The sequence below is a fragment of the Streptomyces sp. NPDC046881 genome (genome assembly GCF_040645015.1).
Lineage (GTDB): Bacteria > Actinomycetota > Actinomycetes > Streptomycetales > Streptomycetaceae > Streptomyces.
In genome coordinates this window covers 1-26,488 of record NZ_JBEYXJ010000115.1, presented here as the reverse complement: position 1 = coordinate 26,488, position 26,488 = coordinate 1, and the positions used below count along the sequence as shown (strand labels likewise).

Genomic DNA, 26,488 nt, shown 5'->3' with positions numbered 1-26,488 from the left:
GGCGCGCGCCCCCCCCCCCCGCCGGGGGGGCCCGCCGACCACGTTCCCGGCACCGGCCAGGGAACGCCGAGGGGAGAAGGGCGTGACGCGGGGCACCCGGGATCCACCCGACGGACACCCACCGCACCCCACGGGACCACCCCCGCACCACCCGCCCGTCACCTCCCCGGAATCCCGCGGCGACCCCCGGTGTTCCACGGACAGTCGGTCCTCACAGTGGCCTGCAGGCGATGACCGGGCGCAGGATCGATACCATGGGGTCTCCGGAGCCTGACCGGGGGACCCGGATCGCGCACGAGGAGCCCTCTTGCCAGACGAGGCCCAGCACCTGACCGCCGCCAAGCCCGAGCCCGCCTCGGCCCCCGCGGCGAAGCCCGCGCCGAGCACGTCGCAGGTGAAGAACGACACCCGCGGCACGGTCGAGCACGCCCAGTCCGCGCCGGTCGAGAAGAGCGCCGAGTCCTCGCGCCCCAAGCCGGCCCCGCCCGAGCGCCCGGCCCAGCCCCCCGTGGTCCGCCAGCCGGCCGCGCAGCCCACCCGCACCGGCTCCTCCAACCGCGTCCGGGCCCGCCTCGCCCGTCTCGGCGTCCAGCGCGCGAACCCGTACAACCCGGTCCTGGAGCCGCTGCTGCGGATAGTGCGCAGCAACGACCCGAAGATCGAGAACTCCACGCTGCGCCAGATCGAGCGCGCCTACCAGGTCGCCGAGCGCTGGCACCGCGGCCAGAAGCGCAAGAGCGGCGACCCGTACATCACGCACCCGCTCGCCGTCACCACCATCCTCGCCGAGCTGGGCATGGACCCGGCCACGCTGATGGCCGGGCTGCTGCACGACACCGTCGAGGACACCGAGTACGGCCTGGACCAGCTCCGCCGCGACTTCGGCGACACCGTCGCCCTCCTCGTCGACGGCGTCACCAAGCTGGACAAGGTCAAGTTCGGCGAGGCCGCGCAGGCCGAGACCGTGCGCAAGATGGTCGTGGCCATGGCCAAGGACCCCCGCGTCCTGGTCATCAAGCTCGCCGACCGCCTGCACAACATGCGCACCATGCGCTACCTCAAGCGCGAGAAGCAGGAGAAGAAGGCGCGCGAGACGCTGGAGATCTACGCTCCGCTCGCCCACCGCCTCGGCATGAACACCATCAAGTGGGAGCTGGAGGACCTCGCCTTCGCGATCCTCTACCCCAAGATGTACGACGAGATCGTACGGCTGGTGGCCGAGCGCGCCCCGAAGCGGGACGAGTACCTCGCCATAGTGACCGACGAGGTCCAGGCCGACCTGCGCGCCGCCCGCATCAAGGCGACCGTCACCGGCCGCCCGAAGCACTACTACAGCGTCTACCAGAAGATGATCGTCCGCGGCCGTGACTTCGCGGAGATCTACGATCTGGTGGGCATCCGTGTCCTCGTCGACACCGTGCGCGACTGCTACGCCGCCCTCGGCACCGTGCACGCGCGGTGGAACCCGGTCCCCGGCCGGTTCAAGGACTACATCGCGATGCCCAAGTTCAACATGTACCAGTCGCTGCACACGACGGTCATCGGCCCCAACGGCAAGCCGGTCGAGCTGCAGATCCGCACGTTCGACATGCACCGCCGCGCCGAGTACGGCATCGCCGCGCACTGGAAGTACAAGCAGGAGGCCGTCGCCGGCGCCTCCAAGGTCCGTACCGACGTGCCCAAGGCCGGCAAGAAGGACGACCACCTCAACGACATGGCGTGGCTGCGCCAGCTGCTGGACTGGCAGAAGGAGACCGAGGACCCGGGCGAGTTCCTGGAGTCCCTGCGCTTCGACCTGTCCCGCAACGAGGTCTTCGTCTTCACACCCAAGGGTGACGTCATCGCGTTGCCGGCCGGTGCCACCCCGGTGGACTTCGCGTACGCCGTCCACACCGAGGTCGGCCACCGCACCATAGGAGCGCGGGTCAACGGCCGTCTCGTACCGCTCGAATCCACCCTGGACAACGGCGACCTGGTGGAGGTCTTCACCTCCAAGGCGGCCGGCGCCGGACCGTCCCGGGACTGGCTCGGCTTCGTCAAGTCACCGCGGGCCCGCAACAAGATCCGCGCCTGGTTCTCCAAGGAGCGCCGGGACGAGGCGATCGAGCAGGGCAAGGACGCCATCGTGCGGGCCATGCGCAAGCAGAACCTGCCGATCCAGCGGATCCTGACCGGCGACTCGCTGGTCACGCTCGCCCACGAGATGCGCTACTCGGACATCTCCGCGCTGTACGCGGCGATCGGCGAGGGCCATGTCTCGGCCCAGAACATCGTGCAGAAGCTCGTCCAGGCCCTCGGCGGCGAGGAGGCGGCCACCGAGGAGATCGACGAGACGGTCCCGCCGTCGCGCACCCGCGGGCGCAAGCGCCGCTCCAGCGCCGACCCGGGCGTGGTGGTCAAGGGCGTCGACGACGTGTGGGTCAAGCTGGCCCGGTGCTGTACGCCGGTGCCCGGCGACCCGATCATCGGCTTCGTCACCCGCGGCAGCGGCGTATCGGTGCACCGCAGCGACTGCGTCAACGTCGATTCGCTGTCCCGCGAGCCGGAGCGCATCCTCGACGTCGAGTGGGCGCCCACCCAGTCCTCGGTCTTCCTGGTCGCCATCCAGGTCGAGGCGCTGGACCGCTCGCGCCTGCTCTCGGACGTCACCCGGGTCCTGTCCGACCAGCACGTCAACATCCTGTCGGCGGCCGTGCAGACCTCCCGCGACCGGGTGGCCACCTCCCGCTTCACCTTCGAGATGGGCGACCCCAAGCACCTCGGTCACGTCCTGAAGGCCGTGCGGGGCGTGGAGGGCGTGTACGACGTGTACCGCGTGACCTCCGGACGCGCCCGGTCGTAGAACCGCCCGCCGGGACGGACCCGGCAACGCGAAAGGGCCCCGTACGCGCGTACGGGGCCCTTTCGGCTGCTTGCCGGGGCGAATCAGCCGCCGAACTCCTGGAGGCCCTTCAGGGCCTGCTCCAGGAGCGCCTCACGGCCCTCCAGCTCCTTCTCCAGCTTGTCGGCCTTGGCGTTGTTGCCCTGGGCGCGCGCCTGCTCGATCTGCGCCTTCAGCTTGTCCACGGCGGCCTGGAGCTGACCGGTCAGACCCTCGGCACGCGCGCGTGCCTCCGGGTTCGTCCGGCGCCACTCGGCCTCCTCGGCCTCCTGGATCGCCCGCTCGACGGTGTGCATCCGGCCCTCGACCTTCGGCCGGGCGTCCCGCGGGACGTGACCGATGGCCTCCCAGCGCTCGTTGATCGAGCGGAAGGCGGCCCGCGCGGCCTTCAGGTCGCCGATCGGCAGGAGCTTCTCGGCCTCCTCGGCCAGCTCCTCCTTCAGCTTCAGGTTCTCCGACTGCTCCGCGTCCCGTTCGGCGAACACCGAGCTGCGGGCCGCGAAGAACACGTCCTGGGCACCGCGGAAGCGGTTCCACAGGTCGTCCTCGTGCTCGCGCTGGGCGCGGCCCGCGGCCTTCCACTCCGCCATCAGCTCGCGGTACCGGGCGGCCGTGGGGCCCCAGTCCGTCGAACCGGACAGCGCCTCGGCCTCGGCGACCAGCCGCTCCTTGACGCGGCGGGCCTCCTCGCGCTGCGCGTCCAGCTGCGCGAAGTGCGCCTTGCGGCGCTTGGAGAACGCCGAGCGGGCGTGCGAGAAGCGGTGCCACAGCTCGTCGTCGGACTTGCGGTCCAGACGGGGCAGGCCCTTCCAGGTGTCCACCAGCGCGCGCAGCCGCTCACCGGCCGCCCGCCACTGGTCGGACCGGGCCAGCTGCTCCGCCTCGGCGACCAGGTCCTCCTTGGCCTTGCGGGCCTCGTCGGACTGCTTGGCCCGCTGCGCCTTGCGCTCCTCGCGGCGCGCCTCGACGGTCTCGACGAGCTTGTCCAGGCGCGCCCGCAGCGCGTCCAGGTCACCGACCGCGTGGTGGGCCTCGACCTGCTCGCGCAGGTGGTCGATGGCGGCCTGGGCGTCCTTCGCCGACAGGTCGGTGGTCCGCACGCGCTTCTCGAGGAGGCCGATCTCGACAACCAGGCCCTCGTACTTGCGCTCGAAGTAGGCCAGCGCCTCCTCGGGGGAGCCGGCCTGCCAGGAACCGACGACCTTCTCGCCGTCGGCCGTACGCACGTACACGGTCCCCGTCTCGTCGACGCGGCCCCACGGGTCGCTGCTCACAGCGCCTCCTCCACATGATGCCTGCGGGGGGCCTCAGCACCCCCGGGCATCGTCCACAGTTTCGTCACGGCCAACATAGGCGACCAGCGGGTTGCCTGTCCGCATCCAGCGCGACCGAAATTCCGCAGTCGGCCGATCCCGTCCCTCCGGTCGCTCCGGTACCGGTGACCTCAGGACTTGCCGACCGTCGCCTTGTTGATCACGACCGTCGCGTTCGGCGCCCCGTCGCCCGCGCCGGTGCTCTCGCCGGCTGCGGCGATCTTGTTCAGCACCTTCATGCCGGCCGAGCCGATGGTGCCGAAGGGGGTGTAGCTCGGCGGCAGCTGGCTGTCCTTGTAGACGAGGAAGAACTGGCTGCCGCCGGTGTGCTTCTGGCCGGTGTTGGCCATCGCCACCGTGCCCGCCGGGTAGGTGTTGTTCTTCAGGCTCTTGTCCTTGAGGTTCTCGTCCGGGAGCGTGTAGCCCGGACCGCCCATGCCGGTGCCCTGGGGGTCGCCGCACTGCAGGACGTAGATGCCCTGGGTGGTGAGGCGGTGGCACTTGGTGTGGTCGAAGTAGCCCTTCCCGGCGAGGAAGTCGAACGAGTTGACCGTGTGCGGGGCCGCCGACGTCTTCAGCGCCACGTCGATGTCGCCGCACGTCGTCGCGAGCTTCAGCGTGTACTGCGCCGACGTGTCGATCGACATCGCCGGCTCCTTCTTCCAGCTCTGCTTCTTCACCGAGCCGGCCGCCGGCTTCGCGCACGGGTCCGGCGCCTTGCTCGTCGGCGTCGCGCTCGGGGTGACCTCGGCGCTCGCGTTGGTCTTCTTGTCGTCGTCGTTCTTCAGCACCCCGGTCGTGTACAGGGCGACACTGCCGATCACGACCACGCCGAGTACCGACGCGATCACGGAGTTGCGCACGCGGGACTTGCGCCGCGCCTGGGTGCGCCGCTGCTGCTGCCGCAAGAACTTCTCCCGGGCGAGCTGACGCCGCCGCTGCTCCTGGCTGACCACCGGGTTCTCTCCTCATGCGTGTCGTGTGTCGGGCGGTACGCGTACGTCCTCGTGAGCCGACCGCTGCGTGTAGCCCCGTACCGTATATGGGTTCGCTGAGGAAACGGCAGCGCCGGTAGGCTCTGACAGCAGCTGAAGCCGCCTGTGAATCGACACAACGAAGGACGATCGTGCTCATTGCCGGGTTCCCCGCCGGGGCCTGGGGGACGAACTGTTATCTCGTCGCCCCCGCCGCCGGTGAGGAGTGCGTGATCATCGACCCCGGCCACGAGGCCGCCCCAGGCGTCGAGGAAGTGCTGAAGAAGCATCGGCTCAAGCCGGTCGCCGTCGTCCTCACCCACGGCCACATCGACCACGTGGCCTCGGTCGTCCCCGTCTGCGGGGCGCACGACGTGCCGGCCTGGATCCACCCCGAGGACCGCTACATGATGAGCGACCCCGAGAAGGCGCTCGGCCGGTCCATCGGCATGCCGTTGATGGGCGAGCTGACCGTGGGCGAGCCGGACGACGTCAGGGAGCTGACCGACGGCAGCTCGCTCGAGCTGGCCGGGCTGGAGTTCTCCGTCGCGCACGCGCCGGGCCATACCAAGGGGTCGGTGACCTTCCGGATGCCCGAGACCGCCGACGTCCCGTCGGTGTTCTTCTCCGGGGATCTGCTGTTCGCCGGCTCCATCGGACGCACCGATCTGCCGGGCGGATCCATGACGGACATGCTCGACTCGCTGGCCCGCGTGTGCCTGCCGCTCGAGGACTCCACCGTGGTGCTGTCCGGACACGGCCCCCAGACGACCATCGGCCAGGAGCGCGCCACCAATCCCTATCTGCGGCAGGTGGCCGCCGGCCAGGGAGCCGAGGCTCCCCGACGAGGAATGTGACGAGAGACCTTCCGTGAGCACCTTCAAGGCCCCCAAGGGCACCTACGACCTGATCCCGCCGGACTCCGCCAAGTACCTCGCGGTGCGCGAGGCGATCGCGGCCCCGCTGCGCAACTCCGGCTACGGCTACATCGAGACGCCCGGCTTCGAGAACGTCGAACTCTTCGCGCGCGGTGTCGGCGAGTCCACCGACATCGTGACCAAGGAGATGTACGTCTTCGAGACGAAGGGCGGCGACAGGCTGGCCCTGCGCCCGGAGACCACCGCGCCCGTGCTGCGGGCGGTCCTGGAGGCCAACCTGTACAAGACGGGCAACCTCCCGGTGAAGGTCTGGTACTCGGGTTCGCAGTACCGCTACGAGCGCCCCCAGAAGGGCCGTTACCGGCACTTCTCCCAGGTCGGCGCCGAGGCGATCGGCGCGGAGGACCCGGCGCTGGACGCCGAGCTGATCATCCTGGCCGACCAGGCCTACCGCTCGCTGGGCCTCAGGAACTTCCGCATCCTGCTGAACAGCCTGGGCGACAAGGAGTGCCGCCCGGTGTACCGGTCCGCGCTCCAGGAGTTCCTGCACGGCCTGGACCTGGACGAGGACACGCGCCGGCGCGTCGACATCAACCCGCTGCGGGTCCTCGACGACAAGCGCGAGTCGGTCCAGAAGCAGCTCACGGGCGCCCCGCTGCTGCGCGACTACCTGTGCGACGCGTGCAAGGCGTACCACGAGGAGGTCCGCGAGCTGATCACGGCGGCCGGCGTCTCCTTCGAGGACGACCCGAAGCTGGTGCGCGGCCTGGACTACTACACCCGCACCACCTTCGAGTTCGTGCACGACGGTCTCGGCTCGCAGTCCGCGGTGGGCGGTGGCGGCCGGTACGACGGCCTGTCCGAGATGATCGGCGGCCCCGCGCTGCCCTCCGTCGGCTGGGCCCTCGGCGTCGACCGCACGGTCCTCGCGCTGGAGGCCGAAGGGGTGGAACTGGACATCCCGTCCACCACCTCGGTCTACGCCGTCCCGCTCGGCGAGGAGGCCCGCCGGGTGCTGTTCGGGAAGATCAGCGACCTGCGCAAGGTGGGCATCGCGGCGGACTTCGCGTACGGCGGCAAGGGCCTGAAGGGCGCCATGAAGAACGCCAACCGCTCGGGCGCCCGCTACACGATCGTCGCCGGCGAGCGCGACCTCGCCGAGGGCGTCGTCCAGCTCAAGGACATGGAGTCCGGCGAGCAGACGGCGATCGGCGTCAACGAGATCGTGGCGGAACTGGAAGCCCGGCTCGGCTGACCCGCACGCGCGCGCGTAGGCGCCGGACGCTCCCCCCGGGGGGCGTCCGGCGCCTTTGTCTCCGGCCCGCCGGGGCTGTCCGGACCGAACAGACGGCACTTGTCGTACGTACATCCTTATGGGAAGCAAACGGTGCGCACACAGGCGCGTGCGGCACAATGACCCGTGCCCGAAGAAGGTCCACCTCTCAAGTGACGGAATCGGCGTGATGAGCAAGACGACAGTGAAGGACGTCTCCGCGGAACCCGGTCCGGAGCGCGCCGCCGACGCCCCGCGCGCGGTGGGCGGCAGCCGTGCCTTCGCCATCCTGCTGGTGATCACCGGTGCGGCCGGGCTGCTGGCCGCCTGGGTCATCACGATCGACAAGTTCAAGCTGCTGGAAGCCAAGGTCGCCGGCAAGACCTTCACCCCCGGGTGCAGCCTGAACCCGGTGGTCTCCTGCGGCAGCGTCATGGAGAGCAAGCAGGCCGCCGCCTTCGGCTTCCCCAACCCGATGCTCGGCCTGGTCGCCTACGGCATCGTCGTCTGCGTCGGCATGAGCCTGCTGGCCCGCGCCCGCTTCCCGCGCTGGTACTGGCTGACCTTCAACTTCGGCACGCTGTTCGGCGTGGCCTTCTGCACCTGGCTGCAGTTCCAGTCCCTGTACCGGATCAACGCGCTGTGCCTGTGGTGCTCGCTGGCCTGGGTCGCCACGATCACCATGTTCTGGTACGTCACCTCGTTCAACATCCGCAACGACTTCCTGCCGACCCCGCGCCGGCTGAAGTCCTTCTTCGGCGAGTTCACCTGGGTGCTGCCGGTCCTGCACGTCGGCATCATCGGCATGCTGGTCCTCACCCGCTGGTGGGACTTCTGGACCAGCTGACCGCGCGGGAGGGGGCCGGCTGACGGCCCGGACCCGATTGTCGGTGCCGTGTTCTAGGGTTTCAGCGTGGAACCCGACCTCTTCACCGCAGCAGCAGAAGAACGCCAGGAGAAGGACCCGGCGGCCAGCCCCCTGGCGGTGCGCATGCGCCCGCGCACGCTCGACGAGGTCGTGGGCCAGCAGCACCTGCTCAAACCCGGCTCCCCGCTGCGCCGCCTGGTCGGCGAGGGCAACGGCGGCCCCGCCGGGCCGTCCTCGGTGATCCTCTGGGGCCCGCCCGGCACCGGCAAGACCACCCTGGCGTACGTCGTGTCCAAGGCGACGAACAAGCGGTTCGTGGAGCTGTCCGCGATCACCGCGGGTGTCAAGGAGGTCCGCGCGGTCATCGACGGCGCCCGCCGCGCCACCGGCGGCTTCGGCAAGGAGACCGTCCTGTTCCTGGACGAGATCCACCGCTTCAGCAAGGCGCAGCAGGACTCCCTCCTGCCGGCCGTGGAGAACCGCTGGGTGACCCTGATCGCCGCCACCACGGAGAACCCGTACTTCTCGGTGATCTCCCCGCTGCTCTCCCGCTCCCTGCTGCTCACCCTGGAACCGCTCACCGACGACGACGTCCGGGGCCTGCTCCGACGCGCGCTGAGCGACGAACGCGGCCTGAAGGACACCGTCGGCCTCCCCGAGGACACCGAGGAGCACCTGCTGCGCATCGCCGGCGGCGACGCCCGGCGCGCCCTGACCGCCCTGGAGGCCGCCGCCGGGGCCGCACTCGACCAGGGCGAGAGCGAGATCAGCCTGGCGACGCTGGAGCAGACCGTCGACCGGGCCGCGGTGAAGTACGACCGCGACGGCGATCAGCACTACGACGTCGCCAGCGCTCTCATCAAGTCCATCCGCGGCTCCGACGTCGACGCGGCCCTGCACTACCTGGCCCGCATGATCCAGGCCGGCGAGGACCCCCGGTTCATCGCCCGCCGCCTGATGATCTCCGCCAGCGAGGACATCGGCCTCGCGGACCCCCATGCCCTGCCGATCGCGGTCGCCGCCGCCCAGGCCGTCGCCATGATCGGCTTCCCGGAGGCCGCCCTCACCCTCAGCCACGCCACGATCGCCCTGGCCCTCGCCCCCAAGTCCAACTCCGCGACCACCGCGATCGGCGCCGCCCTGGACGACGTACGCAAGGGCCTGGCCGGCCCGGTGCCGCCGCATCTGCGCGACGGGCACTACAAGGGCGCCGCCAAGCTCGGCCACGCCCAGGGGTACGTGTACCCGCACGACCTGCCCGAGGGCATCGCCGAGCAGCAGTACGCCCCGGACGCCCTGAAGGACCGCGAGTACTACGCGCCGAGCCGGCACGGCGCCGAGGCCAGGTACGCGGACGCCGTGGAATGGACCCGTCGCCACCTCGGTCGCAAGCGGTCCTGAGCACCCTGTAGACTGCTCCGAAGTGCTGAGTCCTGTGCTGTCAGAGCGGGACGGACAGCCGGAACCCCCAGCGGGTTCCAGGAGCGTCGCGCACCGTCGAACGGTGTCGCGGGCAGCCCACCACCACCCGGAGTCCCGGGACGGTCGGTGGGCCACTCGCGTGCTGCACGTATGTGCCCAGACCAGGGAAGCGGCTGCCCGGCAGGTCCCTCGCGGGATCCGGCGGGTTTTCCCGGCTGCGGATGCGACCTCCCTAACGCTGACGAGCCGACACTACGAAAGAGACAGAGACAGTGGCGAACCAGTCCCGCCCCAAGGTCAAGAAGTCGCGTGCCCTCGGCATCGCGCTGACCCCGAAGGCCGTCAAGTACTTCGAGGCCCGCCCCTACCCGCCGGGTGAGCACGGCCGCGGCCGCAAGCAGAACTCGGACTACAAGGTCCGTCTGCTGGAGAAGCAGCGCCTGCGCGCTCAGTACGACATCTCCGAGCGCCAGCTGGTCCGCGCCTACGAGCGTGCGTCCAAGGTCCAGGGCAAGACCGGTGAGGCCCTGATCGTCGAGCTGGAGCGCCGCCTCGACGCGCTGGTCCTGCGTTCGGGCATCGCCCGCACGATCTACCAGGCCCGCCAGATGGTCGTCCACGGCCACATCCAGGTCAACGGCCAGAAGGTCGACAAGCCGTCCTTCCGCGTCCGCCCGGACGACGTCGTGCAGGTCCGCGACCGCTCCAAGGACAAGACGCTCTTCACGATCGCCCGTGAGGGTGGCTTCGCCCCCGACGGCGAGACCCCGCGCTACCTCCAGGTGAACCTCAAGGCCCTGGCGTTCCGCCTGGACCGCGAGCCGAACCGCAAGGAGATCCCGGTGATCTGCGACGAGCAGCTCGTCGTCGAGTACTACGCCCGCTGACCCCAGCTCCGGCGTAGCACCTCAGCCCGCCGTCTCCCCGCCCTTCCGGGTGGGCGAGGCGGCGGGTTCGCGCTGTCCGGAGCGGGTGCGCGCAACCGGCCCCCGGGGTGTCGGCAGCGCCGGCAGCGGCCGGACGTCGTTGCTGAGCGCCCGGGCCACCGCCGTCTCCCGGTCCAGCCGCGCCCCCCGGCGCACCCACTCCTCGTACCGCTCGTCGCCCAGCGCCTTGCGGGCCGTCGCCTCGCACAGCTCGTGCGGGGCGTTGTAGTACGCCGAACCGAACAGCGGCAGGCCCACCGAGGGCCACATCCGCCCGGCGGCGCCCTGGAGCACCGCCGCCTCCACCGCGTCGCCCTGCGTCATCGTCACCAGGGCCAGCAGCTCGATCGACAGCACCGTCCCGAGCAGGTCGCGGAAGGTGTGCGCGTTGTCCAGGCACTCCGTCAGCAACTCCCGCGCGCGGACCGGATCGCCGCCCTGCCAGGCCGCGTACGCCAGCACGTACAGCGCGTACGACCGCGCCCAGCGCTCCCCGTGGTCCTCGCACACCCGGCGCACGTCCTCGCACAGCCGCACCGCGTCCGGCAGATCGCCCTGGAACGCCCGCGTCATCGCCAGCTCCACCTGGCCCATCAGGACGTTGCTGTTCAGCTCGCCGATCTCCTGGTAGCGGTCCAGCGCCGACCGCAGCAGCGTTTCTGCGCGGGCCATGTCGTCCGAGACCAGGGCCAGACAGCCGGTGCGGTGCTCGGCGTACGCCACCGCCGTCGGATCGGCCGACCGCTCCGCCTGCTCCCGGCAGGCCTGGAGCGCCTGGAACGCCGGTACGGTGTCGCCCTGCAGGATCGCCACATAGCCGAGCACCCACAGCGCCTTCAGCCGGGCCTGCTCGTACTCCGAGTCCAGCTCCACGCTGCGCTCCAGCCAGCGCCGCCCCTCCGCGAGCCGGCCGCAGCCCACCCAGCAGAACCACAGCGAACCCGCCAGGTGCTGGCCGAGGTGCGCCTCCTCCGGCTCGGTCAGACAGAACTCCAGCGCCGTCCGCAGATTCGGCAGCTCGGCGTCGACCCGGGCGGCCACCTCCCGCTGCCGGGGCGAGAACCACTCCAGCTCGCACCAGGTCGCCAGGCCCAGGTACCAGTCCCGGTGCCGTCTGCGCAGCCGGCCCGCGTCCCCCGTCGCCTCCAGCCAGTCGGCGCCGTAGGCCCGGACGGTGTCCAGCATCCGGTAGCGGGGGCCCGCCGGGGTCTCCTCGCGGGAGACGACCGACTGGGCGAGCAGCTCCGACAGCACGTCCAGGACGTCCTCGGCGGCCAGCCCGTCACCGCTGCACACGTACTCGGCCGCCTCCAGGTCGAAGGTCTGCGCGAACACCGACAGCCGTGCCCACAGCAGCCGTTCGGCCGGCGTGCACAGCTCGTGGCTCCAGCCGATCGCCGTGCGCAGCGTCTGGTGCCGGGGGAGGGCGTCCCGGTCGCCGCCGGTCAGCAGCCGGAACCGGTCGTCGAGCCGGTGCAGCAGCTGCGCCGGGGACAGCGCCCGCAGCCGTCCGGCCGCCAGCTCCAGAGCGAGCGGGATCCCCTCCAGCCGCCGGCACACCTCCCGCACCTCGGTGCCGTCGGCCACCGGCACCCCGTGCGTCCGGGCCCGGTCCGCGAACAGCTCCACCGCCTCGTCCTCGCCGAGCGGCGCCAGCGGGAACAGCCGCTCGCCCGCGAGGCCGAGGGGACGCCGGCCGACGGCCAGCACGCACAGCTCCGGCAGGGCGCGCAGCAGCTCCGCCGTCAGCTCGGCGCAGGCCGCCACCAGATGCTCGAACCCGTCCAGCACCAGCAGTGCGGGACGGCCGGCCAGATGCTCCAGCAGGGTCTCCCGGGGCATGCGGGCGGTGTGGTCGGTCAGCCCCAGGGCCTCCACGACCGCGTACTCCACGAACTGCGGGTCCCGCACCGGCGACAGCTCCACCCGCCCCCAGCCCGGCCCGCCCGCCGCGGCACCGGAGGCCCACCGGGCCGCCGCCCGCACGGCCAGCCGGGACTTGCCGACCCCGCCGACGCCGGTCACGGTCACCAGCCGCGCCCGGCCGAGCTCCGCCGTCAGCTCGGCCAGCTCGGCCGAGCGCCCGACGAAAGCGGTGAGTTCGACGGGCGGATCGCCGCCCGTCCAGGAGCCGGGGCTGTGAGGACCTCGCATGGGACACGGAGCGTACTGAACCGTGTTCACTCCGTACAATCGCTTCCCGCAACTCCGCCCGCCCCGCCCGGTAATCGGGTGCGGAGCCCCGGCCCCGGCGCGATAGGCTCGGGGCACTGCTTTTTTCATGGTTCAGATGTTCAGAGCACGTTTCAGGGAGCGGGTGCGCACAGTGTCCGGTGGAGAGGTGGCCGGGATCCTGGTGGCCGTCTTCTGGGCGATCCTGGTCTCCTTCCTCGCGGTCGCACTGGCGAGGCTGGCCCAGACGCTCAAGGCGACCACCAAGCTCGTCGCGGACGTGACCGACCAGGCGGTGCCGCTGCTCGCCGACGCCTCCGAGGCCGTGCGCTCGGCGCAGACCCAGATCGACCGGGTCGACGCGATCGCCTCCGACGTCCAGGAGGTCACGTCGAACGCCTCCGCGCTGTCCAGCACCGTCGCCTCCACCTTCGGCGGCCCGCTGGTGAAGGTCGCGGCCTTCGGCTACGGCGTCCGCCGGGCACTCGGCGGCCGCAAGGAGGACGTGCCTGGCAAGTCGCCCCGGCGTACCGTGATCGTGGGCCGGACGGTCCCCGCCGCACGACGCAAGCGGAAGTAAGGACTGAGACCGAGCGATGTTCCGCCGTACGTTCTGGTTCACCAGCGGTGTCGCCGCCGGTGTGTGGGCCACCACCAAGGTCAACCGCAAGCTGAGGCAGCTGACCCCGGAGAGCCTCGCCGTCACCGCGGCGAACAAGGCCCTGGAGACCGGTCAGCGGCTGAAGGACCGCGCGGTCGGCTTCGCGCTCGACGTCCGCGACAACATGGCCCAGCGGGAGGCCGAGCTGGAGGAGGCCCTCGGCATCCAGGACAGCCCGGAACTCCCCGCGCCCCGGCGGTACGCCGCCCTCGAGAACAACCGCAGCAACCCGAAGTACATCGAGAACACGACGTACTCGTACAACCGGAATGAGGACCACTGATGGAGTCGGCCGAGATTCGCCGCCGCTGGCTGAGCTTCTTCGAGGAGCGCGGGCACACCGTCGTCCCTTCGGCGTCGCTCATCGCGGACGACCCGACTCTGCTCCTCGTCCCCGCCGGCATGGTTCCCTTCAAGCCCTACTTCCTGGGTGAGGTCAAGCCGCCGTTCCCGCGCGCCACCAGCGTGCAGAAGTGCGTGCGCACGCCCGACATCGAAGAGGTCGGCAAGACCACGCGGCACGGCACCTTCTTCCAGATGTGCGGCAACTTCTCCTTCGGCGACTACTTCAAGGAAGGCGCCATCAAGCTCGCCTGGGAGCTGCTGACCGCGCCCCAGGACAAGGGCGGTTACGGCCTCGACCCCGAGCGCCTGTGGATCACCGTCTACCAGGACGACGACGAGGCCGAGCAGATCTGGCACGAGGTCGTCGGCGTGCCCAAGGAGCGCATCCAGCGCCTGGGCATGAAGGACAACTTCTGGTCCATGGGCGTCCCCGGCCCCTGCGGCCCCTGCTCCGAGATCAACTACGACCGCGGCCCCGAGTTCGGCGTCGAGGGCGGCCCCGCCGTCAACGACGAGCGGTACGTGGAGATCTGGAACCTCGTCTTCATGCAGTACGAGCGGGGCGAGGGCATCGGCAAGGACAACTTCGAGATCCTCGGGGACCTGCCGAGCAAGAACATCGACACCGGCCTCGGCCTGGAGCGGCTCGCCATGATTCTGCAGGGCGTGCAGAACATGTACGAGATCGACACCTCCATGGCCGTCATCGACAAGGCCACCGAGCTGACCGGCGTCCGCTACGGCGACGCCCACGCCTCGGACGTCTCCCTGCGCGTGGTCACCGACCACATGCGTACGGCCACCATGCTCATCGGCGACGGCGTCACCCCCGGCAACGAGGGCCGCGGCTACGTGCTGCGCCGCATCATGCGCCGCGCCATCCGCAACATGCGTCTGCTCGGCGCCACCGGTCCGGTCGTCAAGGACCTGATCGACACCGTGATCGGCATGATGGGCCAGCAGTACCCCGAGCTGATCACCGACCGCGAGCGCATCGAGAAGGTCGCCGTCGCCGAGGAGAACGCCTTCCTGAAGACGCTGAAGGCCGGCACCAACATCCTCGACACCGCCGTCACCGAGACCAAGCAGTCCGGCGGCACGGTCCTGCCCGGCGACAAGGCGTTCCTGCTCCACGACACCTGGGGCTTCCCGATCGACCTCACCCTGGAGATGGCCGCCGAGCAGGGGCTGTCCGTGGACGAGGAGGGCTTCCGCCGCCTGATGAAGGAGCAGCGGGAGCGCGCCAAGGCCGACGCCCAGGCCAAGAAGACCGGCCACGCCGACATGGGCGCCTACCGCGAGATCGCCGACTCCGCCGGTGCCACCGACTTCATCGGGTACACGGACACCGAAGGGGAGACCACGATCGTCGGCATCCTGGTCGACGGCGTCTCCTCCCCGGCCGCCACCGAGGGCGACGAGGTCGAGATCGTCCTGGACCGCACCCCGTTCTACGCCGAGGGCGGCGGCCAGATCGGCGACACCGGCAAGATCAAGGTCGACTCCGGTGCCGTCATCGAGGTCCGCGACTGCCAGAAGCCGGTCCCGGGTGTCTACGTCCACAAGGGCGTCGTCCAGGTCGGCGAGGTGACCGTCGGTGCCAAGGCCCACGCCTCCATCGACGCCCGCCGCCGCCACGCCATCGCCCGGGCCCACTCGGCCACCCACCTCACCCACCAGGCCCTGCGCGACGCCCTCGGCCCGACGGCCGCCCAGGCCGGTTCCGAGAACCAGCCGGGCCGCTTCCGCTTCGACTTCGGTTCCCCGTCCGCCGTGCCGACGGCCGTGATGACGGACGTCGAGCAGAAGATCAACGAGGTGCTCGCCCGCGACCTCGACGTGCGCGCCGAGGTCATGGGCATCGACGAGGCCAAGAAGCAGGGCGCCATCGCCGAGTTCGGCGAGAAGTACGGCGAGCGGGTGCGCGTCGTGACCATCGGCGACTTCTCCAAGGAGCTGTGCGGCGGCACGCACGTGCACAACACCGCCCAGCTGGGCCTGGTGAAGCTGCTCGGCGAGTCCTCCATCGGCTCGGGTGTCCGCCGTATCGAGGCCCTCGTCGGTGTGGACGCCTACCACTTCCTCGCCCGCGAGCACACGGTCGTCAACCAGCTGACCGAACTGCTCAAGGGCCGCCCGGAGGAGCTGCCGGAGAAGGTCTCCGCGATGCTCGGCAAGCTGAAGGACGCCGAGAAGGAGATCGAGAAGTTCCGCGCCGAGAAGGTCCTCCAGGCCGCCGCCGGCCTCGCCGAGTCCGCCAGGGACGTGCGCGGTGTGGCCCTGGTGACCGGCCGGGTCCCGGACGGGACCACCCCGGACGACCTGCGCAAGCTCGTCCTGGACGTGCGCGGCCGGATCCAGGGCGGACGGGCCGCCGTGGTCGCTCTCTTCACGGTGAACAACGGCAAGCCGCTCACGGTCATCGCCACCAACGACGCCGCCCGCGACCGCGGACTGAAGGCCGGTGACCTGGTCCGTACGGCCGCCAAGACGCTCGGTGGCGGCGGTGGCGGCAAGCCGGACGTCGCCCAGGGCGGCGGCCAGAACCCGGCCGCGATCGGCGAGGCCATCGAGGCCGTCGAGCGGCTCGTGACGGAAACCGCGAAGTGACGATGCGCAGAGGACGTCGGCTCGCGATCGACGTCGGGGACGCCCGGATCGGGGTCGCCTCGTGCGACCCCGACGGGATCCTCGCCACCCCGGTGGAGACCGTCCCCGGCCGGGACATCCCCGCCGCCCACCGCCGGTTGCGTCAACTGGTGGCGGAGTACGAACCGGTCGAGGTCGTCGTCGGCCTCCCTCGCTCCCTCAAGGGGGGCGAGGGCCCGGCCGCGGTCAAGGTCCGCGTCTTCGCCCAGGAGCTGGCCAAGGGCATCACGCCGGTGCCGGTGCGGCTGGTGGACGAGCGGATGACGACGGTGACGGCCAGTCAGGGACTGCGCGCCTCGGGGGTGAAGTCGAAGAAGGGCCGGGCGGTCATCGACCAGGCCGCCGCCGTCATCATTTTGCAGCAGGCCCTGGAATCCGAACGGGTGTCAGGTAATCCACCCGGCGAAGGCGTCGAAGTGGTCATCTGATCGCGATACGGTAACGTTCCGCGCGATGCGCCGGTGTTCGAACAGCCGGGGCACAGCAAGAGGCGGAGCGGAAGCCGGCCCCCCGGCCGCGTGACCGTCGGCCTCGCGGCTCTAGGGGATCGATGACTGAGTATGGCCGGGGCCAAGGCTCCGAACCGTGGCATCCGGAGGACCCGTTGTACGGGGACGGCGGATGGGGAGGACAGCAGGCCCAGGCGGGTCGGCAGTCCCCTTACGACGGCCAGCCCCAGCACTATCCGCAGGCGCCGCAGTACGGCGAGTGGAGCCAGGAGCAGCAGCCCGGGTACGACGGGCAGCAGCACGCGTACCCGGACGGATCCGGTCAGCAGCAGTTCGACCAGCGGTTCTCCGGCCAGACCCAGCAGCAGTTCCACCAGGGCGGCTGGGACGCGACCGGCACCCACGGCCAGGTGCCGTACGCGGCCGACCCCGGCGACCCGTACGGCCAGCAGCCCGTGGCCTACGGCGGGGAACAGCCCGACTTCTACGGCACCGAGGACGCCTATCCGCCGCCGGAGCCGCCCGGCCGCAGGCGCCCCGAGCCGGAGCCCGAGCCGGAGGCGGCGGGCGAGGAGGAGCACGCCGTGCTCCCGGGGGACGGCGATGAGGACGACGAGGAGCACGAGCTCCAGAGCCGGCGGGAGCGGCGCGGCGGCAAGGGCAAGAAGCCCGTCAAGAGCAAGAAGCGGCGCACCGGCTGCGCCTGCATGGTCGTCGTCCTGGTGTTCGGCGGCGGCCTCGGCGGAGTCGGGTATTTCGGCTACCAGTTCTACCAAAATCGTTTCGGCACGGCTCCGGACTACGCGGGCGACGGTAACGGGGAGCAGGTCACAGTTGAGATTCCCAAGGGCGCAGGGGGCTGGGAGATCGGCCAGAAGCTGAAGGACGCGGGTGTCGTCGAGAGCGCCGCCGCGTTCGTCTCCGCACTGCAGGCCAACCCTGACGGTAAATCGCTCCAGGACGGGGTCTACACCCTGGAGAAGGAGATGTCCGCCGCGAGCGCGGTGGAACTGATGCTGAGCCCGAAGAGCCGCAGCAACCTGATCATCGCCGAGGGCCTCCGCAACACAGCGGTGTACGCCCTGATCGACAAGCGCCTCGGAGTCGCAGCGGGTACCACGGCGCGTGTCGCGAAGAAGGAGTACAAGCACCTTGGGCTGCCTGCATGGGCGATGAACCACCCGAACCTGAAGGACCCGCTGGAAGGCTTCCTCTACCCCTCGAGTTACGCGGTCACCAAGGGACAGAAGCCTGCGGCCGTTCTCAGGAAGATGGTGGCTCAGTCCACCGCGGAGTACAAAGCGTTGGGTCTGGAGAACAAGGCGCAGGCGCTTGGCCTCGACAGTCCTTGGCAGCTGCTTACGGTGGCGAGCCTGGTGCAGGCCGAGGGCACCAGTCACGATGATTTCCGCAAGATGGCGGAGGTCGTGTACAACCGACTCAAGGTCGATAACCCTCAGACCTACGGTCGACTGGAGTTCGACTCCACCTACAACTACGTGAAGAATCAGAGCAAGCTCGATCTGAGCATCGCCGAGCTGCGTAGGTACGGCAACCCGTACAACACCTACTTCTCCAAGGGGTTGCCGCCCGGACCTATCGACAACCCTGGCGAGGAGGCGCTCAGGGGTGCGCTCAACCCGACTCACGACGGCTGGTACTACTTCATCTCGATGGACGGCAAGACCAGCAAGTTCACGAAGACGCTCGCGGACCACGAGAAGCTAGTCGACGAGTGGAACGCGGCGAGGAAAAAGAACTGATGGCAGCGCGGCCACTCACTGCACTGAGGGACTAGGTGCGCTCGGCCAGGAGGAGGCTGGTTCAGGCCAGCCTCACTCTCCTCCAAGCAGTCGAGTAGGTCATCCCGGTCCCTGGCCGTGGCCTGTAGCTGTATGGCATGTGGGTCGCGGACTCCCTGACCAGCGGTCTCGCTCGTTTCCCGGTTGTCCGAGCGCACCAAGATGCCCGACTGACGGGCATGAACGTCCCAGTGCGCACTTGTTTGATCACAATCAAGGCTGCATGTATGATCAACGGTCGTCTGGAGGCTTGCACCGGTAATGCAGGCAAGGTGAATGAGAGTACCTGCGTCAGCAGGCCTGACAAGGCTTAGCTTCTGAACTCGACGGCCAGCCGACTCGCTTTGCAAGTCCGCTGGCCGTCGCGCCGTGTTGTGCGGTTGGGTGTATTGCCAAGCGGCAGGCGTGACTTTCTGGCGGATCCAGTGGACTCGCCAGTCCGTCGCTGGCGCCTCCGCTCATCCGTAAGCTCGACGAGCTCCTGCGAAGGGCACTCGCCAACTGATTGGCGCGACTCACCAACCTGCATCAGGAGAGGCGGAAGGCCGGTCAAGGTAACCTGAATCCGTGGAATCCGAGGGTAGCTCTCCATGACATCGAAGGCAGTTGACGGCCGTCGTGCCGCCGTGCTCGGTTCGCCGATCGCCCACTCCCTCTCCCCGGTGCTGCACCGGGCCGCGTACGAGGCGGCCGGGCTCACCGGTTGGTCGTACGACAGCTTCGACGTCGACGAGGCCGCCTTGCCCGGCTTCCTGGACCGGCTCGGGCCCGAGTGGGCCGGGCTGTCGCTGACCATGCCGCTGAAGCGGGCGGTCATCCCGCTGCTCGACGAGATCAGCGACACCGCAGCCTCGGTCGACGCCGTCAACACGCTCGTCCTCACCGAGGACGGACGCCGGCTCGGCGACAACACCGACATCCCGGGCATGGTGGCCGCCCTGCGCGAGCACGGCATCGAACAGGTCGACTCCGCCGCGATCCTCGGCGCCGGCGCCACCGCCTCCTCCGCGCTCGCCGCGCTGGCCCGGGTCTGCACCGGGGAGGTCGTCGCCTACGTCCGCAGCGAGGCCCGCGCCGCCGAGATGCGGGAGTGGGGCGAACGGCTCGACGTGGAGGTCCGTACGGCGGACTGGTCGGACGCGGCCGAGGCGCTGCGCGCCCCGCTGGTGATCGCCACCACGCCCGCCGGCACCACCGACGCCCTCGCCACCGCCGTGCCCGAACGCCCCGCCACCCTCTTCGACGTGCTCTACGAGCCCTGGCCCACCGAACTGGCGGCCCGCTGGTCCATGTTCGGCGGCGCCGTGGTCAGCGGCCTGGACCTGCTGGTCCACCAGGCAGTACTCCAGTTCGAGCAGATGACCGGGCGCGTCCCGGGCCCGCTGGAGGCCATGCGGCACGCCGGCGAGAAGGCGCTCGCGGCCCGCTGACGCCTGCGCACGCGTCCGCCTGCTGGACCGGCGGCCGGTTCCCGCCCCCGGACGTGGGAGGATCGGAGGTGGCGTACCGGGGTCGCGCACCCGGTGGCGCCGTCACCGCACGCGAGGACGCGCGTGCGCAGGGCAGTACCGGGCGCGAGCACTGAGGAGCACCGTTGAGCAGGCTGCGTTGGCTGACCGCGGGGGAGTCCCACGGTCCCGCACTTGTCGCGACGCTGGAGGGTCTTCCCGCCGGCGTGCCGATCACCACGGACATGGTGGCGGACCACCTGGCGCGGCGGCGGCTCGGCTATGGCCGCGGTGCCCGCATGAAGTTCGAGCGGGACGAGGTCACCTTCCTGGGCGGTGTCCGGCACGGCCTCACCCTCGGCTCGCCGGTGGCGATCATGGTGGGCAACACCGAGTGGCCGAAGTGGGAACAGGTCATGGCGGCCGACCCGGTCGACCCCGAGGTGCTCGCGGGGCTGGCCCGCAACGCGCCGCTGACCCGCCCCCGCCCCGGCCACGCCGACCTGGCGGGCATGCAGAAGTACGGCTTCGACGAGGCCCGGCCGATCCTGGAGCGCGCCTCGGCGCGGGAGACGGCGGCCCGGGTCGCGCTGGGCGCGGTCGCCCGGTCGTACCTGAAGGAGACCGCCGGCATCGAGATCGTCTCCCACGTGGTCGAGCTGTGCTCCGTGAAGGCCCCGCAGGGCGTCTACCCCACTCCGGCCGATGTCGAGAAGCTCGACGCGGACCCGCTGCGCTGCCTCGACGCGGACGCCTCGAAGGCGATGGTCGCCGAGATCGACCAGGCCCACAAGGACGGCGACACCCTGGGCGGCGTGGTCGAGGTGCTGGCCTACGGCGTTCCGGTCGGCCTCGGCTCGCACGTGCACTGGGACCGCAAGCTGGACGCCCGTCTCGCCGGCGCGCTCATGGGCATCCAGGCGATCAAGGGCGTCGAGATCGGCGACGGCTTCGAGCTGGCCCGGGTGCCCGGCTCCCAGGCACACGACGAGATCGTCAGCACGCCGGAGGGCATCCGGCGCGTCTCCGGCCGCTCCGGCGGCACCGAGGGCGGCCTCAGCACCGGTGAGCTGCTGCGGGTGCGGGCCGCGATGAAGCCGATCGCCACCGTGCCGCGCGCCCTGCAGACCGTGGACGTCAGCACCGGCGAGCCCGCCCAGGCCCACCACCAGCGCTCCGACGTCTCCGCCGTCCCGGCGGCCGGCATCGTCGCCGAGGCCATGGTGGCGCTCGTCCTCGCGGACGCGGTCGCCGAGAAGTTCGGCGGTGACTCCGTGCCGGAGACCCGCCGCAACGTGACGTCGTACCTCGACAGCCTGGCGATCAGGTGAGCGGCATGCCTGCGGTCGTCCTGGTGGGTCCGATGGGCGTGGGCAAGTCCACCGTCGGACAGCTGCTCGCCGAGCGCCTCGGCGTCGGCTACCGGGACACCGACGAGGACATCGTGACGGCCGAGGGCCGCACGATCGCCGAGATCTTCGTGGACGAGGGTGAGGCGGCCTTCCGCGCGCTGGAGAAGGCCGCCGTACGGGCCGCGCTCACCGAGCACCCGGGTGTCGTCGCACTCGGCGGCGGGGCGGTCCTCGACCCGGACACCCGGGCGCTGCTGGCCGGGCACCGGGTGATCTACCTGTCGATGGAGGTCGAGGAGGCCGTCCGGCGCACCGGCCTGAACGTGGCCCGCCCGCTGCTCGCGGTCAACCCGCGCAAGCAGTGGCGGGAGCTGATGGAGGCGCGCCGGCACCTGTACGAGGAGGTCGCCACCGCCGTCGTGGCGACGGACGGCCGCACGCCCGAAGAGGTCACGCAGGCGGCCTGGGACGCACTGGAGTTGAAGCAGGTATGAGCGAGGCACTCACCCGGATCCCGGTCGCCGGCACCGCGGGCACCGACCCGTACGAGGTGCTGGTGGGCCGGCAGCTGCTGGGCGAGCTGGCCGGGCTGATCGGTGAACAGGCCAAGCGGGTCGCCGTGATCCACCCGGAGGCGCTGGCCGAGACCGGTGAGGCGCTGCGCGCCGACCTGGCCGAGCAGGGCTACGAGGCCGTCGCCATCCAGGTGCCCAACGCCGAGGAGGCCAAGACCGCCGAGGTCGCCGCCTACTGCTGGAAGGCGCTCGGCCAGTGCGGTTTCACCCGTACCGACGCCATCGTCGGGGTCGGCGGCGGCTCGACCACGGACCTGGCCGGGTTCGTCGCCGCGACCTGGCTGCGCGGGGTGCGCTGGATCGCCGTCCCGACCACCGTGCTGGCCATGGTGGACGCGGCGGTCGGCGGCAAGACCGGCATCAACACCGCCGAGGGCAAGAACCTGGTCGGCTCCTTCCACCCGCCGGCCGGCGTGCTGTGCGATCTGGCGGCGCTGGACTCCCTGCCGGTGAACGACTACGTCTCCGGTCTGGCCGAGGTCATCAAGGCGGGGTTCATCGCCGACCCGGCGATCCTGGACCTGATCGAGGCCGACCCCGAGGCCGCCCGCACCCCGGCGGGCCCGCACACGGCCGAGCTGATCGAGCGGTCCATCCGGGTCAAGGCGGAGGTCGTCTCCTCGGACCTGAAGGAGTCGGGCCTGCGGGAGATCCTCAACTACGGCCACACGCTCGGCCACGCGATCGAGAAGAACGAGCGGTACAAGTGGCGGCACGGAGCGGCCGTCGCGGTCGGCATGCACTTCGCCGCCGAACTGGGCCGCCTGGCGGGCCGTCTGGACGATGCGACGGCCGACCGCCACCGCACCGTCCTGGAGTCCGTCGGGCTGCCGCTGCACTACCGCTACGACCAGTGGCCCAAGCTGCTGGAGACGATGAGGGTCGACAAGAAGTCCCGCGGCGACCTGCTGCGCTTCATCGTCCTGGACGGCCTGGCCAGGCCGACCGTCCTGGAGGGCCCGGACCCGGCCGTCCTCCTCGCCGCCTACGGCGAGGTCGGCCAGTGACCCCCGGACTCGGGCGGTGACTCCCGGACTCGGCCGGTAACTCCCGTACGTCCGAAACCGTTTCCCCCGCGTCCGATCTCCCTCGCCCACCGGGCACTTCGGGCCGCCCCCGGCCGTTTCACCAAACGACGGCCGGGGACGGTACCGTTCGGTAAGGAGCGGGGCACGCCCCGCTGCCGGCACGCATCGCCTGTACGAGACGGAGTGGCAACGGATGCAGCACGCAGTGGGGTCTCCGCTGCCGCCGCCCCACCAGCCGGGGCAGGGACCGCACGCCGGCTGGGCGCCGGCCGCACACCACCCGGGTGCGCACCCGGGCACCTCCCAGGGGTCCGCCCCCGTTCCCCCGCCGCCTCAGGTGCCGGGCTTCCCGGCGCCGTCGGGCCCCGTGCCGCCCGCCCCGCAGCAGCCCCCGGCCCCCTCCGGGCAGATGCCGCCGCCGCAGCACGCCTGCGGCGCGCCGGCCCCCGATAGCACCGGGCACGTCCCGCTGCCACCCGGCGGCCCGGTCGGCGCGCCCCCCGCCGCGGCCACGGCACCGGACCCGACGGCCACCACCCTCGCCGTCCTCCTCATCGGCCCGGCCGGCGCGGGCAAGACCAGCGTCGCCAAGTACTGGGCGGACCACCGCCGGGTCCCCACGGCCCACATCAGCCTGGACGACGTCCGCGAATGGGTCCGCTCGGGCTTCGCCGACCCCCAGTCCGGCTGGAACGACCACTCCGAGGCCCAGTACCGCCTGGCCCGCCGCACCTGCGGCTTCGCCGCCCGCAACTTCCTCGCCAACGGCATCTCCTGCATCCTGGACGACGCCGTCTTCCCGGACCGCCCGGTCGTGGGCCTGGGCGGCTGGAAGCGGCACGTGGGTCCGGGCCTGCTCCCGGTGGTCCTCCTGCCGGGCCTGGACATCGTCCTGGAACGCAACGCCGAACGCACCGGCAACCGCCGCCTCACCGACGAGGAGGTGGCCCGCATCCACGGCCGCATGGCCGGCTGGTACGGCTCGGGCCTCCCGATCATCGACAACTCCCAGCTGGACGTCCCCGGCACGGCCCGCGTACTGGACGAGGTCCTGGCCCGAGCGATCGCGAGCCCACCGAGCTGGTGACCGCACCACCCCGACCGCGCCCGCCTCCCCCTCCCGTACCGCCGTCCCCCGAACCCCCTGTCCGCCCACACCGCCTCCCACCTGCTCCGCAGCCCCACTCGGCCCCTACGAATCGGCACAAACCGCACAAAACTCCTACGCTCATCTCATGTCAGAGGTGTACGCGAACCGCCGATCCCGGCTGAGGGACCACGTCAACGCGGCCGGCACCGCGGCAGCGCTCGTCACCCGCCCGGCCAACGTCCGCTACCTCGCCGCCGCAGCCCCGCAGGGCGCCGTCCTGCTGCTCGGCGGGCGCGAGGATCTCCTGGTCTGCGCCGGTCCGCCGGACGACCGCCCCCACGAGGGCCGGCCGGACGAGAACCTGCGCCTGCACGTCCTCCCGACGGACGACGGTGACCCCGCCGTCGCGGCGGCCGGCATCGCCGCCGGTCAGGACGCCGACTCCCTGGCGGTCGAGGAACACCACCTCACCGTCGCCCGGCACCGGGCCATCGCCTCCGTCGCCCCGAAGCTCCGCCTCACCGACCTCGGTGGAGCCGTCGAACAGCTCAGGGTGGTCAAGGACGAGGAGGAGATCTCCTGCCTGCGCATCGGCGCCGAGATCGCCGACCAGGCCCTCGGCGAGCTGCTGGAGTCCATCCTGGTCGGCCGCACCGAACGGCACCTCGCCCTGGAGCTGGAACGGCGCCTGGTCGACCACGGTGCCGACGGCCCGGCCTTCTCCACCTCGGTGGCCACCGGACCGCACGCCGGCCGCCGCGGCCACCGCCCCACCGACCGGCGCGTGGAGGAGGGCGACTTCCTCTCCGTGTGCCTGGGTGCCACCTACCGGGGCTACCGCTGCGAGATCGGCCGTACCTTCGTCATCGGCACCTCGCCCGCGGACTGGCAGATCCAGCTCTACGACCTCGTCTTCGCCGCTCAGCGCGCCGGACGCGAGGCCCTGGCCCCCGGCGCCGCCTACCGTGACGTCGACCGGGCGGCCCGCCAGGTGCTCGACTCCGCGGGCTATGCGGAGGCCCTGCCACCGCTGACCGGCCACGGTGTCGGACTCGAAATCGACGAGGACCCGCAGTTGGCTCCCTCAGCCATGGGTAAACTGGACGCTTGCGTGCCGGTCACCGTCGAACCGGGGGTCCACCTCCCGGGCCGGGGCGGCGTCCGGATCGATGACACGCTCGTCGTGCGCCCCGAGGCGGACGGCGGACCCGAGCTACTCACCATCACGACCAAGGAGCTGCTCGCGCTGTAGGAGTGCGTGCCCCGGGGTCGTCCACGTCAGTCCAGGAGATTCCGCAACCGTGGCTTCCACGAACGACCTCAAGAACGGCCTGGTGCTCAAGCTCGAAGGCGGCCAGCTCTGGTCCGTCGTCGAGTTCCAGCACGTCAAGCCCGGCAAGGGCCCCGCCTTCGTGCGCACCAAGCTCAAGAACGTGCTCTCCGGCAAGGTCGTCGACAAGACCTTCAACGCCGGTGTCAAGGTCGAGACGGCCACTGTCGACAAGCGCGACATGCAGTTCTCGTACATGGACGGCGAGTACTTCGTCTTCATGGACATGGAGACCTACGACCAGCTGATGGTCGACCGCAAGGCCGTCGGCGACGCCGCCAACTTCCTCATCGAGGGCTTCACGGCCACCGTCGCGCAGCACGAGGGCGAGGTGCTCTTCGTCGAGCTGCCGGCCGCCGTCGAGCTGACCGTCCAGGAGACCGAGCCGGGCGTCCAGGGCGACCGCTCCACCGGCGGCACCAAGCCCGCCGTCCTGGAGACCGGCCACCAGATCCAGGTTCCGCTCTTCATCACCACCGGTGAGAAGATCAAGGTCGACACCCGCACCAGCGACTACCTCGGCCGGGTGAACAGCTAACCGTGGCTGCCCGCAACACGGCCCGCAAGCGCGCCTTCCAGATCCTCTTCGAGGGCGACCAGCGCGGCGCCGACGTCCTGACGGTCCTCGCGGACTGGATCCGGCTCTCCCGGTCCGACACCCGGCAGCCGCCGGTCAGCGAGTACACGATGCAGCTGGTCGAGGGCTACGCCGTGCGCGCGAAGCGGATCGACGAGCTGATCGCCCAGTACGCGGTCGGCTGGACGCTCGACCGTATGCCGGTCGTGGACCGCAACATCCTGCGGCTGGGCGCGTACGAGCTGATCTGGGTCGACGAGACCCCGGACGCCGTCGTCCTGGACGAGATGGTGCAGCTGGCGAAGGAGTTCTCGACCGACGAGTCGCCCTCGTTCGTCAACGGACTGCTGGGCCGCCTGAAGGAGCTCAAGCCGTCCCTGCGCCGGGACGAGGCCTGACCGCCCGACACGCCACCGTCGGGGGGGGGGGCGCCGCCCGGGGGGGGGGGGGGGCCGGCGGTGGGGGGCCGGGAGCC

Annotated in this window: 22 protein-coding genes; 19 read left to right on the top strand and 3 right to left on the bottom strand. The window is 70.9% G+C overall.

Annotated features, from left to right (window positions below; translation table 11 throughout):
* The first annotated feature begins 307 nt into the window (after positions 1 to 307).
* Positions 308 to 2,842 carry a bifunctional (p)ppGpp synthetase/guanosine-3',5'-bis(diphosphate) 3'-pyrophosphohydrolase gene (locus ABZ923_RS34835; RefSeq protein ID WP_361480176.1) on the top strand — a complete coding sequence of 845 codons (2,535 nt, stop codon included), beginning with the start codon at positions 308 to 310 and terminating at the stop codon, positions 2,840 to 2,842.
* An 83-nt stretch (positions 2,843 to 2,925) separates the two neighbouring features.
* On the opposite strand, the gene ABZ923_RS34830 is transcribed toward ABZ923_RS34835, so the two are convergent.
* Both ABZ923_RS34830 and ABZ923_RS34825 read right to left on the bottom strand, forming a co-directional pair.
* Positions 2,926 to 4,155, bottom strand: a complete 1,230-nt coding sequence (locus ABZ923_RS34830; RefSeq protein ID WP_361480173.1) for a DUF349 domain-containing protein — start codon at positions 4,153 to 4,155, stop codon at positions 2,926 to 2,928.
* A gap of 170 nt (positions 4,156 to 4,325) precedes the next feature.
* Positions 4,326 to 5,150, bottom strand: a complete 825-nt coding sequence (locus tag ABZ923_RS34825) for a peptidylprolyl isomerase (protein ID WP_361480170.1) — start codon at positions 5,148 to 5,150, stop codon at positions 4,326 to 4,328.
* Positions 5,151 to 5,320: 170 nt separating this feature from the next.
* Between ABZ923_RS34825 and ABZ923_RS34820 the strand changes: the two genes are divergently transcribed.
* The 5 genes from ABZ923_RS34820 to rpsD all read left to right on the top strand — a co-directional run bounded on the left by ABZ923_RS34820 (position 5,321) and on the right by rpsD (position 10,496).
* The gene (locus tag ABZ923_RS34820) at positions 5,321 to 6,025 is read left to right on the top strand and encodes an MBL fold metallo-hydrolase (protein WP_361480167.1); all 705 of its coding nucleotides are present in this window, start codon (positions 5,321 to 5,323) and stop codon (positions 6,023 to 6,025) included.
* Positions 6,026 to 6,038: 13 nt separating this feature from the next.
* Positions 6,039 to 7,301, top strand: coding sequence for a histidine--tRNA ligase (gene hisS / locus ABZ923_RS34815; protein ID WP_361480164.1), 1,263 nt, complete (start codon positions 6,039 to 6,041; stop codon positions 7,299 to 7,301).
* A gap of 208 nt (positions 7,302 to 7,509) precedes the next feature.
* Entirely contained in the window at positions 7,510 to 8,166 is a 657-nt protein-coding gene (locus ABZ923_RS34810; protein ID WP_361480161.1) for a vitamin K epoxide reductase family protein, read from the top strand.
* Positions 8,167 to 8,232: 66 nt separating this feature from the next.
* Positions 8,233 to 9,588 carry a replication-associated recombination protein A gene (locus tag ABZ923_RS34805; protein ID WP_361480158.1) on the top strand — a complete coding sequence of 452 codons (1,356 nt, stop codon included), beginning with the start codon at positions 8,233 to 8,235 and terminating at the stop codon, positions 9,586 to 9,588.
* A 293-nt stretch (positions 9,589 to 9,881) separates the two neighbouring features.
* Positions 9,882 to 10,496, top strand: a complete 615-nt coding sequence (rpsD, locus tag ABZ923_RS34800) for a 30S ribosomal protein S4 (RefSeq protein ID WP_189300505.1) — start codon at positions 9,882 to 9,884, stop codon at positions 10,494 to 10,496.
* Positions 10,497 to 10,517: 21 nt separating this feature from the next.
* On the opposite strand, the gene ABZ923_RS34795 is transcribed toward rpsD, so the two are convergent.
* Entirely contained in the window at positions 10,518 to 12,689 is a 2,172-nt protein-coding gene (locus ABZ923_RS34795; protein WP_361480154.1) for a regulator, read from the bottom strand.
* Positions 12,690 to 12,861: 172 nt separating this feature from the next.
* On the opposite strand from ABZ923_RS34795, the gene ABZ923_RS34790 reads away from it, so the two are divergent.
* The 13 genes from ABZ923_RS34790 (at position 12,862) to nusB (ending at position 26,411) form a co-directional block, all read left to right on the top strand.
* Positions 12,862 to 13,287, top strand: coding sequence for a DUF948 domain-containing protein (locus ABZ923_RS34790; RefSeq protein WP_361480179.1), 426 nt, complete (start codon positions 12,862 to 12,864; stop codon positions 13,285 to 13,287).
* A gap of 16 nt (positions 13,288 to 13,303) precedes the next feature.
* Entirely contained in the window at positions 13,304 to 13,651 is a 348-nt protein-coding gene (locus ABZ923_RS34785) for a hypothetical protein (protein WP_361480151.1), read from the top strand.
* The gene (gene alaS / locus ABZ923_RS34780) at positions 13,651 to 16,323 is read left to right on the top strand and encodes an alanine--tRNA ligase (protein ID WP_361480148.1); all 2,673 of its coding nucleotides are present in this window, start codon (positions 13,651 to 13,653) and stop codon (positions 16,321 to 16,323) included. The genes ABZ923_RS34785 and alaS overlap by 1 nt, the downstream gene beginning before the upstream one ends.
* A gap of 2 nt (positions 16,324 to 16,325) precedes the next feature.
* Positions 16,326 to 16,790 carry a Holliday junction resolvase RuvX gene (ruvX, locus tag ABZ923_RS34775; RefSeq protein WP_361480145.1) on the top strand — a complete coding sequence of 155 codons (465 nt, stop codon included), beginning with the start codon at positions 16,326 to 16,328 and terminating at the stop codon, positions 16,788 to 16,790.
* 122 nt (positions 16,791 to 16,912) lie between these two features.
* A complete protein-coding gene (gene mltG / locus ABZ923_RS34770; RefSeq protein ID WP_361480142.1) occupies positions 16,913 to 18,574 on the top strand; it encodes an endolytic transglycosylase MltG in 1,662 nt (553 codons plus the stop codon).
* A gap of 629 nt (positions 18,575 to 19,203) precedes the next feature.
* A complete protein-coding gene (locus ABZ923_RS34765; protein WP_361480139.1) occupies positions 19,204 to 20,043 on the top strand; it encodes a shikimate dehydrogenase in 840 nt (279 codons plus the stop codon).
* 164 nt (positions 20,044 to 20,207) lie between these two features.
* A complete protein-coding gene (gene aroC, locus ABZ923_RS34760; RefSeq protein WP_361480136.1) occupies positions 20,208 to 21,392 on the top strand; it encodes a chorismate synthase in 1,185 nt (394 codons plus the stop codon).
* Positions 21,393 to 21,397: 5 nt separating this feature from the next.
* The gene (locus ABZ923_RS34755) at positions 21,398 to 21,907 is read left to right on the top strand and encodes a shikimate kinase (protein WP_361480133.1); all 510 of its coding nucleotides are present in this window, start codon (positions 21,398 to 21,400) and stop codon (positions 21,905 to 21,907) included.
* Entirely contained in the window at positions 21,904 to 22,995 is a 1,092-nt protein-coding gene (aroB, locus tag ABZ923_RS34750) for a 3-dehydroquinate synthase (RefSeq protein ID WP_361480131.1), read from the top strand. Before ABZ923_RS34755 ends, aroB begins: the two co-directional genes overlap by 4 nt.
* A 214-nt stretch (positions 22,996 to 23,209) precedes the next feature.
* A complete protein-coding gene (locus ABZ923_RS34745; RefSeq protein WP_361480128.1) occupies positions 23,210 to 24,103 on the top strand; it encodes a Pro-rich N-terminal domain-containing protein in 894 nt (297 codons plus the stop codon).
* A gap of 148 nt (positions 24,104 to 24,251) precedes the next feature.
* Positions 24,252 to 25,358, top strand: coding sequence for an aminopeptidase P family protein (locus ABZ923_RS34740; RefSeq protein WP_361480125.1), 1,107 nt, complete (start codon positions 24,252 to 24,254; stop codon positions 25,356 to 25,358).
* Between the two features lie 49 nt (positions 25,359 to 25,407).
* The gene (gene efp / locus ABZ923_RS34735) at positions 25,408 to 25,974 is read left to right on the top strand and encodes an elongation factor P (protein WP_353759039.1); all 567 of its coding nucleotides are present in this window, start codon (positions 25,408 to 25,410) and stop codon (positions 25,972 to 25,974) included.
* A 2-nt stretch (positions 25,975 to 25,976) separates the two neighbouring features.
* Positions 25,977 to 26,411 carry a transcription antitermination factor NusB gene (nusB, locus tag ABZ923_RS34730; protein WP_361480122.1) on the top strand — a complete coding sequence of 145 codons (435 nt, stop codon included), beginning with the start codon at positions 25,977 to 25,979 and terminating at the stop codon, positions 26,409 to 26,411.
* The last annotated feature ends 77 nt before the right edge of the window (positions 26,412 to 26,488 follow it).

What these genes read in the sequence shown, in the direction of transcription:
- aroB (WP_361480131.1), top strand. Translation starts at nt 21,904, where the DNA reads ATGAGCGAGGCACTCACCCGGATCCCGGTCGCCGGCACCGCGGGCACC.
- ABZ923_RS34765 (WP_361480139.1), top strand. Translation starts at nt 19,204, where the DNA reads ATGACATCGAAGGCAGTTGACGGCCGTCGTGCCGCCGTGCTCGGTTCG.
- alaS (WP_361480148.1), top strand. Translation starts at nt 13,651, where the DNA reads ATGGAGTCGGCCGAGATTCGCCGCCGCTGGCTGAGCTTCTTCGAGGAG.
- ABZ923_RS34795 (WP_361480154.1), bottom strand. Translation starts at nt 12,689, where the DNA reads ATGCGAGGTCCTCACAGCCCCGGCTCCTGGACGGGCGGCGATCCGCCC.
- ABZ923_RS34755 (WP_361480133.1), top strand. Translation starts at nt 21,398, where the DNA reads ATGCCTGCGGTCGTCCTGGTGGGTCCGATGGGCGTGGGCAAGTCCACC.
- ruvX (WP_361480145.1), top strand. Translation starts at nt 16,326, where the DNA reads ATGCGCAGAGGACGTCGGCTCGCGATCGACGTCGGGGACGCCCGGATC.
- ABZ923_RS34740 (WP_361480125.1), top strand. Translation starts at nt 24,252, where the DNA reads ATGTCAGAGGTGTACGCGAACCGCCGATCCCGGCTGAGGGACCACGTC.
- ABZ923_RS34785 (WP_361480151.1), top strand. Translation starts at nt 13,304, where the DNA reads ATGTTCCGCCGTACGTTCTGGTTCACCAGCGGTGTCGCCGCCGGTGTG.
- ABZ923_RS34745 (WP_361480128.1), top strand. Translation starts at nt 23,210, where the DNA reads ATGCAGCACGCAGTGGGGTCTCCGCTGCCGCCGCCCCACCAGCCGGGG.
- ABZ923_RS34810 (WP_361480161.1), top strand. Translation starts at nt 7,510, where the DNA reads ATGAGCAAGACGACAGTGAAGGACGTCTCCGCGGAACCCGGTCCGGAG.
- mltG (WP_361480142.1), top strand. Translation starts at nt 16,913, where the DNA reads ATGACTGAGTATGGCCGGGGCCAAGGCTCCGAACCGTGGCATCCGGAG.